The organism is Bacteroides sp. DH3716P, from assembly GCF_025914115.1.
GTDB classification, from domain to species: domain Bacteria; phylum Bacteroidota; class Bacteroidia; order Bacteroidales; family Bacteroidaceae; genus Bacteroides; species Bacteroides ovatus.
In genome coordinates, this window is sequence record NZ_CP083673.1 from 2,178,932 (window position 1) to 2,194,950 (window position 16,019).

The window sequence follows — 16,019 nt, forward strand, 5'->3', positions numbered from 1 at the left end:
CGGAACTTTCCATTCTACCGGAAGACTTCTGATAGATACCAAAATACCGAAAACAAACAGTATATACAAATAGTTATAAAATAGTCTATTTTCTTCATTTTTGGAGCGCTGTTATCTTTCATCAAAATTTTGTAATATCAAAAAATCTTCTTAATTTTGTCAAACTTTCCCCCTCATAAAAGATTCAATAACCCTTAAAAGTCCTATTTGTATGAAAAAATGGCTTTTTCTAATCTTATTGTTTCCTCTAATTTGTGTCGCGCAGACGTATCGATATCTCGGAGTGGAGGATGGGTTAAGTAACCGGCGGGTTTACTGCATTCAAAAAGATAAAACCGGATACATGTGGTTCCTCACGCACGAAGGTATTGATCGATACAATGGAAAAGAGTTTAAACGATATAAGTTAATGGATGGTGACGCAGAAGTGAACTCTCTGTTAAATCTAAACTGGCTTTATATTGATCAGGAAGGAGTCTTATGGGAAATCGGGAAAAAAGGAAAAGTATTCCGGTATGACCAGATTCACGACTGCTTCAGTCTTGTATATAAATTACCGATGGAAAGTTTCAGCGAACAGCCGGACCCGGTCACTTATGCCTGGCTCGACCAGAATAAACACATCTGGCTATGCAATAAAGATACTATCTTTCTCTATAATACGGACACCAAACAAGTCACCCATATAAAGAATGATATAAGTGAAGAAATCACTGATATTGAACAAATAGACGAATCGCATTTCTTCATCGGTACGGAAATGGGGATTCATTATGCCCAATTAGAAAACAACGCATTGAAACTTATCAATTGCGATAAGTTGGAGAGCGTGAAAGCCCAAGTAAGCGATTTACACTTCGACAAAAAGATTCGGAAACTATTCATCGGCACTTTCTTGCGGGGAATTATGGTTTATGATATGAATACCAAATCCGTCATACGACCGGATTATAACCTGAAAGATATCAGTATCACACGGTTCAAGCCGCTAAATGACAAAGAGTTATTAATAGCTACCGATGGCGGAGGAGTACACAAAATAAATATGGATACTTATCAAATAGTACCCGAAATTGTGGCTGATTATAACAGTAATTGTGGCATGAACGGTAACAGTATCAATGACATTTTTGTGGATGATGAAGAACGGATATGGCTGGCTAATTATCCCATCGGAATCACGATACAAAACAACCGTTATACGAGCTACAAATGGATTAAGCACTCCATCGGCAACAAACAGTCTTTAATCAACGATCAAGTAAATGCCATTATTGAAGACAGAGAGGGAGATTTATGGTTTGCAACGAACAATGGCATCAGTTTTTTTAATTCAAAGACCGGACAATGGCGATCGGTGCTTAGTGCTTTTGAAGAGTCGCAAGGTAATAAAAGCCATATCTTTCTTACTATATGCGAAGTGGCTCCCGGAATTATCTGGGCAGGCGGGTACTCTTCCGGTGCTTACCAGATAGATAAGAAAACGTTCAGTGTCAGCTATTTCATGCCGCCTTTGTACACTCATACAAACAAGCGACCGGATAAATATATACGTGATATTCGTACAGATATGCAGGGTTATATCTGGTCGGGAGGATTCTACAACCTCAAGCGTATTAATCTGAAGACGCAGGAAGTACGGTTTTATGATGGATTAAATTCCATTACCGCCATCGTTGAGAAAGATGAAAAAAGTATGTGGATCGGTAGTGCCACCGGCCTATGTCTTTTAGATAAAGAATCCGGAAAATTCGAGCGCATAAAACTTCCGGTAGAGTCGAACTATATCTATTCCCTGTACCAAGCAAAAAACGGTTCATTGTATATAGGTACCAGCGGGTCGGGACTATTGATTTACGATATTAATAAAAAACTGTTCACTCATTACCACACGGAAAACTGTGCTTTGATATCCAATAATATCTATACCATATTATCGGATGCGGACAAAGATATAATCATGAGTACAGAAAGCGGATTGACAAGTTTTTATCCCAATGAGAAAAAATTCTATAACTGGACCAAAGATATGGGATTGATGACCACCCATTTCAATGCGCTATCAGGTACGTTACGGAAAAACAATAAATTCATTTTAGGCAGTTCTGACGGAGCAGTGGAATTTGACAAGGATATGAAATTGCCCAGAAGTTATTCTTCTAAAATGATTTTCAGCGATTTCAAGCTTTTTTATCAAACAATCTATCCGGGTGATGAGGATTCTCCGTTGAAAGCAAGCATCAATGATACAAAGGTACTAAAGTTAAAATACAATCAAAACAGATTCTCTTTGCAGGTTTCTTCCATCAACTATGACTATCCTTCCAATATTCTTTACTCTTGGAGGCTAGAAGGTTTCTATGATAAATGGAGCAAACCCGGAACAGAGAACACGATTCGTTACACCAATCTTGCCCCGGGCAAATATACGCTAAGGGTACGTGCCATCTCCAATGAAGACAAACGCATCATGCTTGAAGAAAGAAGTATGGATATTATCATAGCCCAACCTTTCTGGCTGACATTCTGGGCCATGCTGGTTTATACAGCTATCCTTTGTCTCATTGCCATCGTCCTATTGCGTATACTGATTTTGAGGAAGCAACGCAAAGTCTCCGATGAGAAAATACACTTCTTTATCAATACGGCACATGATATCCGTACCCCATTGACGCTTATCAAAGCACCTTTGGAAGAACTACGCGAGAAAGAGGAGTTGAGTAAAGAAGGTATTTCGAACATGAATACGGCATTACGAAACGTAAATGCCCTATTACGTCTTACCACCAATCTTATCAACTTTGAAAGAGCGGACGTATATTCTTCCGAATTATATATTTCAGAGCATGAGCTAAACACGTTTATGAATGAAATATTCAACGCGTTCCAGCAGTACGCCAACATCAAACATATCAACTTCACTTATGAAAGTAATTTCAGGTATATGAACGTATGGTTTGATAAAGAAAAGATGGAATCTATCTTTAAGAACATCATTTCGAACGCACTGAAATATACTCCGGAAAATGGAAATGTACAGGTTTTCGTTTCAGAAACATCTGACTCATGGAGCGTGGAAGTCAGAGACACAGGAATCGGCATCCCGGCCAATGAACAAAAGAAATTGTTCAAACTTCATTTCCGTGGCAGCAATGCTATTAATTCCAAAGTAACAGGAAGTGGTATCGGACTGATGCTTGTATGGAAGCTAGTCCGCCTGCATAAAGGAAAGATTAATCTGTCAAGCATCGAAAACCAGGGATCGGTTATCAAAATAACATTCCCTAAAGACAGCAAGCGCTTCCGGAAAGCACATCTGGCAACTCCGAGCAAACAGCGTATAGAAAATACGATTGATAACGTTCCGCCTCCATCACCTGAAATTTACGAAAATGCACAAAAGAAAGAGAACATTAATCATCGTCGCATCTTGATTGTGGAAGATAATGATGAGTTGCGCAACTATCTGTCGCAAACGTTATCCGAGGAGTATTTCGTACAGGTTTGCTCCAATGGAAAAGAAGCATTGACGATTATTCCCGAGTACAAACCAGAGCTGGTTATTTCAGACATTATGATGCCTGAAATGCGGGGGGATGAATTATGCCAAGCTATCAAGAATAATATCGAAACCTCCCACATTCCTGTTATCCTGCTGACTGCTTTGAATAATGAGAAAGATATTCTCTCGGGACTTCAGATTGGTGCGGATGAATACGTTGTGAAGCCATTCAATATTGGTATATTGAAAGCTAATGTTGCCAATCTGCTGGCTAACCGTGCACTATTGCGCAGCAAATTCGCAAATTTAGATCTGAATGATGAGGAAAATGATGAAGACTGCATCAACTGTTCGCAAGACATTGACTGGAAATTCATAGCAAACGTCAAAAAGAACGTGGAAGATAACATTGACAATCCTGCTCTCACGGTAGATGTATTATGCAGCCTGATGGGAATGAGTCGCACAAGTTTTTACAATAAATTAAGGGCATTAACCGATCAGGCACCGGGAGATTATATCCGGCTGATTCGTCTGAAACGTGCCGTACAATTACTAAAAGAAGACACACATAGCATAACAGAAATTGCAGAAATGACGGGATTCAGTGACGCCAAGTACTTCCGCGAAGTATTTAAGAAGCATTATAATGTAAGTCCCAGTCAATATGGCAAAGAGAAAAAAGCAGTTAGTAAGGAAGGAGGAGAAAAGAAAGAATGAACATTTATCTCGAAGCATTTGGAATCTTTTTTAAAATAGGCGCCTTTACTATTGGAGGAGGATATGCAATGGTGCCACTGATTGAAAATGAAATTGTCACCAAACGGAAATGGATTGCGCAGGAAGATTTTATCGATCTGCTGGCTATCTCCCAATCCGCACCGGGAATTTTGGCAGTCAATATTTCTATCTTTATAGGATATAAGCTGCGTGGAATCCGGGGAAGTATTATCACAGCATTGGGAACAATTTTGCCGTCTTTCATTATTATATTGGCTATCGCCCTGTTCTTTCATAGTTTCAAAGACAATCCGATAGTGGAACGTATTTTTAAAGGAATTCGCCCGGCAGTGGTGGCACTCATCGCGGCGCCGACCTTTACCATGGGACGATCCGCAAAAATCAACCGCTACAATCTGTGGATTCCTGTTGTCTCGGCAATATTAATCTGGCTGTTGGGCTTCTCCCCTATCTGGATTATTATTGCGGCCGGTGTAGGAGGTTTCCTGTGGGGGAAATTTAGAAAAGTTGAGAGTTGAGAATGGAGAGTTGAGAAGGCGCGGATTAACGCTGTTGTTTTACAGATTCATAATTCTAAAAGCCGGGAAATCCGTGTAATCCATGCCTAAAATTATTATATAATAAATTATTAATCACATGATTTACCTACAGTTATTCTATACATTTTTCAAGATCGGGCTCTTTGGCTTCGGTGGCGGTTATGCCATGCTTTCCATGATTCAAGGCGAAGTGGTAACCCGCTATGGATGGGTGAGTTCGCAGGAGTTCACGGATATTGTCGCAATCAGCCAAATGACTCCAGGACCTATTGGTATCAACGCAGCTACTTATGTAGGGTTTACTTCTACGGGTAGCGTATGGGGTTCCATCATTGCTACCTTTGCCGTAGTCCTTCCCTCTTTCATCTTGATGTTGACCATCAGTAAATTCTTCCTAAAATACCAGAAACATCCGATAGTAGAATCTATTTTTAATGGATTACGCCCGGCAGTAGTCGGATTACTCGCCTCCGCCGCGTTGGTATTAATGAACGCAGAAAACTTCGGTTCGCCTACGGAAGATACTTATTCATTCGTTATCAGTATCATTATCTTTCTGATTGCATTCATCGGAACAAGAAAATATAAAGCCAATCCGATATTAATGATTATCGCCTGTGGTATTGCAGGTTTGCTGCTCTATTAATAACGAGCGGCTGAACAGTAAACAAAAAAACAGTAAACAAAAAAACGGTGAATAAACTGCGTTATCATTCAGCAGAGTGTTCACCGTTTTATCGTTGTTTATTCTATACCTTTACAGTTTTAACTTCTTACTTACGGATTTCGATTCATTATGTAAACGATCTAAAGCTGTCACTACATAACGGCATTTTGTTTTTCCTGTTTCATAAGGAAGTCTATAGAATGGATTGCGCGTGATAGCTACAATATGAGAAGGATCGTCCAAATTCACCTTTTCTTTACTGTCAAAACGATAGACTACATATTGAACTGCCTTATCCATCTCTGTATCAGCTTTCGGAGCTGTCCAAAAAAGGATATAGCCATCTTCCGTCCATACCTTTTTCATTTTACGTACCTTGCCCGGAGCTTTATCATCCATAAAATCAAAGACTGGAATCAAAGCAGGATATTTATGATATTCACTGATTAAAGCATCGCGATATCTACCCTGGTTCTCAACAACAGCTGCTGCATACCATTGACAGCTACCTCCGATTGTTTGGTAAGCACGTTGCAAAGCCATCTTGCGGGGAAGCTGATTGATAGAAGAATTCTGCGGATCGGCAAACTGAACTGTCTTTGGCACCGACTGACCAATGAACAACGGCCGGTTTTCCGAATGAGTAGCCCACCATTTCACCAGTGTCTCATAGTCGGCAGCTTTGTGGCCAATCTCCCAGTAAATTTGCGGAATATTATAATCAATCCATCCTTCACGTGCCCAAAGGAGTACATCGGCATAAAGATCATCATAGTTCTGCAAACCATTGGTGTTGCTTCCCAATGGATCGCTCTTCTGATTACGATAAATACCGAACGGACTGATACCAAACTTCACCCAAGGCTTGATGCCACGAATCGTTTCGTGAAGCTTCTTTATCAACACATTCACATTACTACGACGCCAATCTGCCTTATTGGTGAAACCTCCACCATAACGGGCGAAACTTGCATCATCCGGAAAATCCAATCCATTAACCGGATAAGGATAGAAATAATCATCCATGTGAATAGCATCTACATCATAACGAGACACAATATCGGTCACAATTTTACAGATATGCTCCCGGCTTTCGGGAAGTGCCGGATCGAAATATAGCTGATCGCCATAAGTAACAAACCATTCCGGATGCTGGTGATAAATATGCTCCGGCGCCAACTTATTTTTTAATGAGGTCTTCACACGGTAAGGATTGATCCAGGCATGAAACTCCATATTCCGTTTCTGACATTCTTCAATCATAAACTGCATCGGATCCCACATAGGAGAAGGCATCTGACCTTGCGTTCCTGTCAGAAAACGACTCCACGGTTCATGCTGGGAAGCATATAATGCATCCGCTTCAGGGCGTACCTGAAAGATGATTGCGTTAATACCAGCTTCCTGAAGAGAGTTCAACTGACTAATCAATATTTGTTTCAGCCTCTCTGTGGGAATGCCACGAAACTGACCGTTTACAGCTTGTATCCACGCTCCACGGAATTCACGTTTAGGATATTTATTGCCTGATGGCACCTGTGCCCTCACTCCTACCACCAGAAGAAGAGCTAAAAGTAAAAGATAGTTTTTCAGCTTCATAATATTCTTAAATCGTAATAATGTGACGCAAAGATAATACAAACTCCCGATAAATTCGCTAACTTTGCCGACTACCATAAAAAAGGAGTATTTTATGTCAGAAAACAACTATATTTCGATCAAAGGCGCACGCGTCAACAACCTAAAAAACATCGATGTAGATATTCCCCGCAACAAGCTTGTTGTCATCACCGGATTATCGGGTTCGGGAAAATCATCTCTTGCTTTTGATACGCTCTACGCAGAAGGACAACGCCGCTACGTGGAAAGTTTAAGCAGCTATGCGCGCCAGTTCCTGGGGCGAATGAGCAAACCGGAATGTGACTTTATCAAAGGGATTCCTCCCGCCATTGCTATCGAACAAAAAGTGAACAGCCGCAATCCCCGTTCTACTGTGGGCACCTCGACTGAAATTTACGAATATCTACGCCTGTTATATTCACGGGTAGGGAAAACGTATAGCCCCATCAGCGGACAAGAAGTAAAGAAGCACTCTACAGAAGACATTGTCAACTGCATGCTCTCATACCCGGAAGGTACAAGATATACGGTACTGACACCCATCCGCCTGCGTGAAGACCGCACCTTGCAACAGCAACTGGAGATAGACCTGAAACAAGGGTTCAACCGTATCGAAGTGAACGGTGAGATGAAGCGTATTGATGAATATACGCCTGTGGCAGGTGATGAAGTATATCTACTGGTGGACCGTATGGCTGTTGCCAACAGCAAAGACGCCATCAGCCGGCTGACTGATTCTGCCGAAACAGCCATGTATGAAGGCGACGGAACCTGTATGCTGCGTTTTTTTCTATCGGATGGAACTACGAAACTTCATACTTTCAGCACTAAATTCGAAGCGGACGGCATCATCTTTGAAGAACCGAACGACCAGATGTTTTCATTCAACTCGCCTATCGGCGCTTGTCCGGCGTGCGAAGGATTCGGCAAAGTAATCGGCATCGACGAGCACTTAGTCGTTCCGGATCGTTCATTATCGGTGCATGAAGGAGCTATCGTATGCTGGCGTGGCGAAAAGATGGGTGAATGGAAAGAAGAATTAATTCATAATGCGGAGAAATTCGACTTCCCCATTTTCACTCCTTATTATGAGTTGACAGACGCGCAACGCAGGTTACTTTGGGAGGGCAACCAATATTTCCACGGCATCAATGATTTTTTCAAGATGCTGGAAGAGAATCAATATAAGATACAATACCGGGTGATGCTGGCGCGTTACCGGGGAAAGACGCTTTGCCCGAAATGCCACGGCACCCGCCTGAAACCGGAAGCCGGATATGTACGAGTGGGTGGAAAAAACATTTCCGAACTGGTAGATTTGCCTATCACAGAGCTGAAGGAATTCTTCGATCATTTGGAACTGGACGAACACGACAACAACATATCCCGACGTATCCTGGTTGAAATAAATAGCCGGATTCGTTTTCTAATTGATGTAGGTTTGGGCTATCTGACTTTGAACCGGCTTAGTAATTCCTTATCGGGTGGAGAGAGCCAGCGTATCAATCTGGCAACCTCGCTGGGAAGTAGCCTTGTAGGTAGTCTTTATATTCTCGATGAACCAAGTATCGGACTGCATAGCCGTGACACAGACCGTCTGCTCCATGTGTTGCGTCAACTGCAACAATTAGGAAATACGGTAGTGGTGGTAGAGCACGATGAAGAAATTATCCGTGCAGCCGATTACATTATCGACATAGGTCCCAATGCCGGACGCCTAGGTGGAGAAGTTGTCTACCAGGGAGATATGAAGGATTTAAAGAAGGGAAGCAACAGTTATACGGTACGTTATCTTTTAGGAGAAGATGAAATACCCGTTCCGAAGCATCGCCGGCCATGGAATAACTATATAGAATTGAAAGGCGCACGTGAGAATAATCTGAAAGGAGTAAACGTACGTATCCCTCTCAATGTAATGACAGTTGTTACGGGTGTTTCCGGTTCCGGGAAGAGTACATTGGTAAGAGATATTTTCTTCCGGGCATTGAAACGTGAATTAGACGAATGTAGTGACCGACCGGGAGAATTCACTTCAATCGGAGGAAGTTTGCGTGACCTGCGGAATGTAGAATTTGTAGACCAGAACCCGATTGGCAAATCATCGCGCTCAAATCCGGTGACTTACATCAAGGCTTACGACGAAATCCGCAAACTATGGTCCGAACAGCCTTTGGCGAAACAAATGGGATATACCCCCGGATTCTTCAGTTTCAATAGCGAAGGCGGACGTTGCGAAGAGTGTAAAGGAGAAGGAACCATTACTGTAGAAATGCAATTTATGGCAGACTTGGTGTTGGAGTGTGAATCTTGTCACGGAAAACGTTTCAAATCCGACACGCTGGAAGTGAAATTCAACGATAAAAGCATCTACGATGTATTGGAGATGACCGTCAACCAAGCGATTGAGTTCTTCAACGAACATGGACAGAAGAAAATTGTGAAGAAGTTACTTCCTTTGCAGGACGTAGGACTGGGATATATCAAATTAGGACAGGCTTCTTCTACCCTTTCCGGTGGTGAAAACCAACGTGTCAAACTCGCATTTTATTTAAGTCAGGAGAAAGCTGACCCAACGATGTTTATCTTTGACGAACCGACTACAGGATTACACTTTCATGATATCCGCAAACTGCTGGATGCTTTCGACGCATTGATTCGCCGGGGACACAGCATCGTTATCATCGAGCATAACATGGACGTCATCAAATGTGCCGATTATGTAATCGATCTCGGACCGGAAGGTGGAGATAAGGGTGGAAATATCGTAGCAGTGGGTACCCCGGAAGAAGTTGCTGCCTGCGGAGCAAGCTATACAGGGCAGTTTCTGAAAGAAAAACTAGGATAAGCAATCGTCAAAACTATAATAATACATCTATGTAATTAAGCCCTTGCAGAAGTTCTATATCTGCAGGGCTTAATATATGAAAAAAATCAATCTCTCTTACAAGTAGAAACCGAATCCAATCTTCACACCGAAACGCGACATATCTCCATCATTGAAACGCCATTTATAATAAACGGCAGGTTCAATGGTCACCGTACGCGAAAGGAAGTAAGCGTATCCGGCTTCGATGCCCAGTCCCCAGTCTGTCTGATGTTTTCCACCACTCCAACGGAAGCGGTTCCAGTCGAGTCCGCCACCCAGATAGATACCAGTTTTATTGAAGTAGAAACGTACTCCTGTACCCAGTGTATACTCATCTACTGGTTTCGACCAGTCGGCTCCAGCATTTACCATCAAGGCAATACCCTCGGCAAAAAATGTACCGACCTGTGCACCAACTCCAAACTTTGCTTTATCGTTTTTACTATACGAAAAGTCCAACCCCGACAATGAAGGATTGATAATCGTAGTTCCTTTCTCAAATTGCGCTTGTGCAGTAAAAGAGACTGCCAATAAGCAAAGAGCCAAAGCTAATTTCTTCATAAACTTACTTTTTTAAGTGAATATATTGTTCGTCTTTTTTGCGGCGTTCACGCATTTGTTCCTTTTTCCGAAGCACCAGCCAAAGAAGGAGGACGATGACATAAGAAACTGCCACCGTAATTATTTTCTCTGTCAGGCTGACTTCCGTATTACGAGGCAACAAATAAGCCGCTGTTACAGATACATAAATAAGGAATGCAAGCGCCACTCCTGTTGATTTTCTTATTTTCTTCATTCTGATAATTTTCTTGTTTTTTGCTTATTTATCCAGATATAGAACCAAACAGTCGCAACCATTACACACGCTATACCAACGCCATAGGAGACTGTATGCGAGAGTCCTAATCCTTCAGGAGCAATACATATATAAGTAGAACATACACATGTCATAAACAGTGCCGGTACCAAAGTAATGATATAAGGTTTCTTGGATACCGCCAGAAAAACTGTTATAGCCCACAAGGTAAACACAGCCAATGTCTGATTTGCCCAGGCAAAATAACGCCATATCATATTAAATCCGTTTGCATCACGCAAACTATACAAAAGCAAACCAATAGCTAGTACAAACATCGGAATACAAATGTACAAACGACGACGCATACTTTTTTGTTCCATCCCCAGGAAGTCTGCCACAATCAGACGTGCCGAACGGAAAGCCGTATCACCCGAAGTTATCGGAGCGGCAATCACCCCCAAAATAGCGAGTACTCCGCCGATTGCCCCTAACCATTCTTTTGTGATGGCATCAACGATAACAGAAGCATTGCTTTCTTCCATTCCGTTTTCATGGAAAAAATAAGTAGCGGCAGCAGCCCAAATAAGAGCAACAATGCCCTCGGTAATCATTGCACCGTAAAATACCGGACGTCCATGCCGTTCCGAAGTCATACAACGGGCCATCAATGGGCTTTGCGTAGCATGGAAACCTGAAATGGCACCACAAGCAATACTCACAAACATAATCGGGAAGATAGGAAGTTCGCTCGCTTCCGGGTTCGTATTTTGCAATCCGTCCCATAACTCCGGCAAAGCCGGATGGTTAACATAGAGCATCACCAAAATGCCTACTGCCATAAACAACAAGGCAACCGCAAACAATGGGTAGATTTTACCTATTATTTTATCAACAGGCAGCAAAGTAGCCAGAATATAATATGCAAATACAACGATAATCCAAAACGTAGCATCCAAACTTTCCGGAGTGAGTTTTGCCAACAATCCGGCAGGACCTGCAACGAAAACTGACCCCACCAGAATCATTAAAATGACAGTAAATCCTCTCATCACCTGCTTGGTAGTCAGTCCCAAATAACGACCTATAATTTCCGGCAGGCTTTCACCTCCATTACGCAAAGAAAGCATTCCGGCAAAATAATCATGCACTGCCCCCGCAAAAATACTTCCCAGCACAATCCACAAGTATGAAGAGCTACCAAATTTCGCTCCCATGATTGCTCCGAAAATAGGACCTAATCCGGCAATATTGAGAAATTGAATCATGAAAATCTTCCAGGTGGGCAATGGAATATAGTCCACTCCATCCGCCTTGGTAAGAGCCGGTGTTTTACGGTCGTCAGGACCAAAGACGCGTTCCATCAGGCGTCCATACGTAAAATAGCCTACTATCAACGCCAGCAGGCATAGAGTAAATGTAATCATAGCGTGTCGTTTTTTTAACTTGGCAAATGTAACATAATCTCACGAAACAGCCCAACAATACCGACACTTTTACTAACTTTGCAGGGATTTAAAACAAAAAATAAAGAATATGCACTATACTATTTTCATTCTTTCACTTTTGTATCCTTTCCTCTCAATTGTTGCGCAACCCAAGCACGAAGTTCGTGCCGCATGGGTGACAGCGGTGTACGGACTGGATTGGCCTCGCACACGTGCGACAAACCCTCAAACAATCCGCAAGCAGAAAGAAGAGTTAATAGATATTCTTGATAAGTTAAAGGCTGCCAACTTCAACACTGTCCTATTTCAAACCCGTACTCGTGGAGATGTATTATATCCTTCGGCAATCGAACCTTTCAATTCGATCCTGACCGGAAAGACAGGAGGAAACCCGGGATATGATCCGCTGGCCTTTGCCATTGAAGAATGTCATAAGCGAGGGATGGAATGTCATGCCTGGATGGTAACTATCCCACTAGGGAATAAGAAGCATGTTGCTTCGCTCGGCAGTCAGTCTGTCACCAAACGGATGAAAGAAATATGCGTTCCTTACAAGCGCGAATATTTCCTCAATCCGGGACATCCGGCAACGAAGGAGTATTTGATGAAACTGGTGCGGGAAGTCGTTAGCGGTTATGATGTGGACGGAGTGCATTTCGACTATCTGCGTTATCCGGAGAATGCTCCTCTTTTTCCTGATAAATATGATTTCCGCCGATACAATAAAGGACGCACACTGGATCAGTGGCGCCGGGATAATATCTCCGAAATTGTACGTTATATATATAAAGGTGTAAAAGCTATGAAGCCTTGGGTGAAAGTAAGTACCTGCCCGGTAGGTAAATACCGTGATACTTCTCGTTACCCGTCCCGGGGATGGAATGCTTTCTTTACCGTTTATCAGGACCCGCAAGGTTGGATGGGAGAAGGTATTATGGATCAGATTTATCCGATGATGTATTTCCAGGGAAACAATTTCTACCCTTTTGCCCTCGACTGGCAGGAACAGAGCAACGGACGGCAGGTGATTCCGGGACTCGGCATTTATTTTCTCCATCCCGATGAAGGCAAATGGACACGCGACGAAATAGATCGTCAAATGAACTTTATCCGCAAGCAGAAAATGGCGGGTGAAGGGCATTACCGGGTGAAATACCTGATGGAGAACACGCAGGGGATTTATGATGAATTATCCGAGAATTTTTATGCATACCCTGCTTTACAGCCTCCGATGCCATGGTTAGATAATGTTGCGCCAACTGCTCCTTCTGTACTGAAAGTTACTCACATTGATAATGGATATACGGAATTAACCTGGCAGGCTGCTACTGATAACGATCAGCGCAACAAGCCCATGTATGTTATTTATGCTTCTAATGATTATCCGGTAGATATCAACCGACCAGAAAATATCGTTGCACAAAATATTCGAGAGACGAGTTACGTATATGCCCCTATCCTGCCTTGGAATGCAAAAAAGCACTTCGCAGTGACGGCTATTGACCGCTATGGAAATGAAAGTACAGCGACACAGGAGCAAACGGTCCAGCAGTAAACCAAGTATTTAGAATCGACTTATTTGTTTCAAAACAGTATAAAAAAGAATGAAACGGTGCAGAAATGAACGAAAGTTTTTCCTACTATAAAGTTGAAAAACATAAAAACATCTGCCACCTGCAACCAAACGCATGTAATACAGTAGTTAATAAGTAGTTAGAACGTGGCAGATACCTGTGGCAGATAGGTTGCAGATAAAGTATCTGCAACACGTTATATAATCAAAGAAAAAGCCTTGATTCCTTTATNCCTGCCGTGGAAACTGTAATTTCTAATGCCGGAAACGACAGTTCCCCGCCTGGAAACGGGAAGTTAATGTATACAATAAACTTTTGCACTCATGGAGAATTAGTTTATGTAAGGTTTATACTGTGTTGCAGATACTTTATCTGCAACCTATCTGTCGCAGGTATCTGCAACGCTCCAACTATTTATCAACTAGTGCATTACACGCGTTTGGTTGCAGGTGGCAGACGTTTTCATGTTTTTTCAACTTTATAGAGGAGGATTACGCATTAAAATTAGGGTCACAACCGTAAGTCATAAAACAAATTCACCTCTGTGTCCTCCGTGTCCTCTGTGGTGAAAACCGTGCAAGAATGAGCTAAATGATAATTTTCCAGTTAAACAAAATTATAACGCCCGTTCTTTGAGATATTGAAAACGAAATATTACGAAAATAATGATTATCTTTGAACCACTAAAAGGAAAATAACAATGAATGACCTGCTTCGTAAACTCCCTATCGGGATACAGACCTTTGAGAAACTTCGTAAGGGCGATTATCTATATGTAGATAAAACAGAGCTTGTATGGAAAATAGCTTATACATCTACTCCATACTTCCTGAGTCGTCCACGCCGTTTTGGTAAAAGTCTTCTTCTCTCTACCTTTGAAGCCTACTTTGAAGGAAAGAAAGAACTCTTCGAAGGGCTTGCCATTGAAAAACTGGAAACGAAATGGGAAAAGCATCCTGTGCTGCATCTGGATTTAAATGCCGAGAAGTACGATTCCCCAGAAAGACTTTATGATATCCTCAGCCGTCAACTCACCTTATGGGAAATCCAATATGGCAAAGGAATAGACGAGAACACTCTTTCCGGTCGTTTCTCCGGCGTCATCCGTCGTGCCTACGAACAAACCGGTAGCAGCGTCGTAGTTCTGGTAGACGAATACGACAAACCTCTATTGCAAGCTTTAGGCAATGATGTCTTACTGGATGAATACCGTAAAACTCTGAAAGCCTTTTACGGAGTATTGAAAAGTGCCGACCGCTACCTACGTTTCGTCTTCCTCACAGGAGTAACGAAATTCTCACAAGTAAGTGTATTCAGTGACCTCAACCAATTGCAGGACATCACTTTATGGCCCGATTACGGAACCCTTTGCGGCATCACTCTTCAAGAATTATTGGATACCTTCCAGCCGGAAATCAAGATACTGGCAGCCAATAATTCCATTTCTTATGATGACGCGGTACAACGAATGACACGTCTCTACGATGGCTATCATTTTTGCATTAATTCAGTAGGTATCTTCAACCCGTTCAGTGTACTGAATGTCCTGAAATCAAAAGTGTTCGACAATTACTGGTTCCAGACCGGCACACCGACTTTCCTCGTCGAGATGCTGCAAGAAACCGAATACGACCTGCGTACTTTGCTTGACGGGATCGAAGCACCGTCTTCCATGTTCTCCGAATATCGTGTAGATTCCAATAATCCGATTCCGTTAATTTACCAAAGTGGCTATCTGACGATAAAAGATTTCGATAGGGAATTTGGTAACTATCTATTGCAATTTCCTAATGATGAAGTCCGCTACGGCTTCATTAATTTCCTGGTTCCATTTTACACCGGAGTGAGAAACAGTGACCAAGGATTTTACATCGGCAAGTTTGTACAAGAACTTCGTTCGGGAGACTACGATGCCTTTCTCACCCGCCTGCAAGCCTTCTTTGCCGATTTCAACTACGAATTGAACGAGCAGACAGAGCGTCACTACCAAGTGGTTTTCTATATTGTCTTCAAACTTATGGGACAGTTCACCGATGCCGAAGTACGCAGCGCCCGCGGTCGTGCAGATGCCGTAGTGAAAACACCTAAATATATCTATGTCTTCGAATTCAAGCTGCATGACACAGCAGAAGCGGCATTGAAGCAGATCGACGATAAAGGCTATCTGATACCGTATCAGGCAGACGGACGTGAAGTGATAAAGATCGGGGTAGAGTTCAGTGCGGAAAAACGCAATATCAGTCGCTGGCTGGTGTGAACAGATAAA

General features: G+C 42.4%; 10 protein-coding genes. 6 read left to right on the plus strand and 4 right to left on the minus strand.

Annotation, left to right across the window (positions count from 1 at the left end; genetic code table 11):
- Positions 1-211: 211 nt before the first annotated feature.
- The 3 genes from KQP79_RS07875 (at position 212) to KQP79_RS07885 (ending at position 5,428) form a co-directional block, all read left to right on the plus strand.
- Entirely contained in the window at positions 212-4,222 is a 4,011-nt protein-coding gene (locus KQP79_RS07875) for a two-component regulator propeller domain-containing protein (RefSeq protein ID WP_008644839.1), read from the plus strand.
- Entirely contained in the window at positions 4,219-4,761 is a 543-nt protein-coding gene (locus KQP79_RS07880; protein WP_004300957.1) for a chromate transporter, read from the plus strand. The genes KQP79_RS07875 and KQP79_RS07880 overlap by 4 nt, the downstream gene beginning before the upstream one ends.
- A 118-nt stretch (positions 4,762-4,879) precedes the next feature.
- The gene (locus KQP79_RS07885; RefSeq protein WP_004300958.1) at positions 4,880-5,428 is read left to right on the plus strand and encodes a chromate transporter; all 549 of its coding nucleotides are present in this window, start codon (positions 4,880-4,882) and stop codon (positions 5,426-5,428) included.
- Positions 5,429-5,539: 111 nt separating this feature from the next.
- On the opposite strand, the gene KQP79_RS07890 is transcribed toward KQP79_RS07885, so the two are convergent.
- Entirely contained in the window at positions 5,540-7,126 is a 1,587-nt protein-coding gene (locus tag KQP79_RS07890) for a glycoside hydrolase family 10 protein (RefSeq protein ID WP_171035994.1), read from the minus strand.
- Between the two features lie 16 nt (positions 7,127-7,142).
- Between KQP79_RS07890 and uvrA the strand changes: the two genes are divergently transcribed.
- Positions 7,143-9,914 (plus strand): excinuclease ABC subunit UvrA, encoded by a 2,772-nt coding sequence (gene uvrA, locus KQP79_RS07895; protein ID WP_138343126.1) that lies wholly within the window; start codon positions 7,143-7,145, stop codon positions 9,912-9,914.
- Positions 9,915-10,010: 96 nt separating this feature from the next.
- Here uvrA and KQP79_RS07900 read toward each other — a convergent pair whose 3' ends face one another.
- From KQP79_RS07900 to KQP79_RS07910, 3 genes are read right to left on the minus strand one after another with little or no spacing between them, the layout of a single operon-like run.
- On the minus strand, positions 10,011-10,496 hold the full coding sequence (locus tag KQP79_RS07900) for an outer membrane beta-barrel protein (RefSeq protein ID WP_004300961.1): 486 nt from the start codon (positions 10,494-10,496) through the stop codon (positions 10,011-10,013).
- Between the two features lie 4 nt (positions 10,497-10,500).
- Positions 10,501-10,731: a hypothetical protein gene (locus tag KQP79_RS07905; protein WP_004310290.1), complete on the minus strand. Its 231-nt coding sequence runs from the start codon at positions 10,729-10,731 to the stop codon at positions 10,501-10,503.
- Positions 10,728-12,158, minus strand: a complete 1,431-nt coding sequence (locus KQP79_RS07910) for a carbon starvation protein A (protein ID WP_004310289.1) — start codon at positions 12,156-12,158, stop codon at positions 10,728-10,730. Before KQP79_RS07910 ends, KQP79_RS07905 begins: the two co-directional genes overlap by 4 nt.
- A 109-nt stretch (positions 12,159-12,267) precedes the next feature.
- On the opposite strand from KQP79_RS07910, the gene KQP79_RS07915 reads away from it, so the two are divergent.
- Together KQP79_RS07915 and KQP79_RS07920 are read left to right on the plus strand one after the other, a co-directional pair.
- Positions 12,268-13,734 (plus strand): glycoside hydrolase family 10 protein, encoded by a 1,467-nt coding sequence (locus KQP79_RS07915; protein WP_061448647.1) that lies wholly within the window; start codon positions 12,268-12,270, stop codon positions 13,732-13,734.
- Between the two features lie 719 nt (positions 13,735-14,453).
- Positions 14,454-16,010, plus strand: coding sequence for an ATP-binding protein (locus KQP79_RS07920; protein WP_004300977.1), 1,557 nt, complete (start codon positions 14,454-14,456; stop codon positions 16,008-16,010).
- The last annotated feature ends 9 nt before the right edge of the window (positions 16,011-16,019 follow it).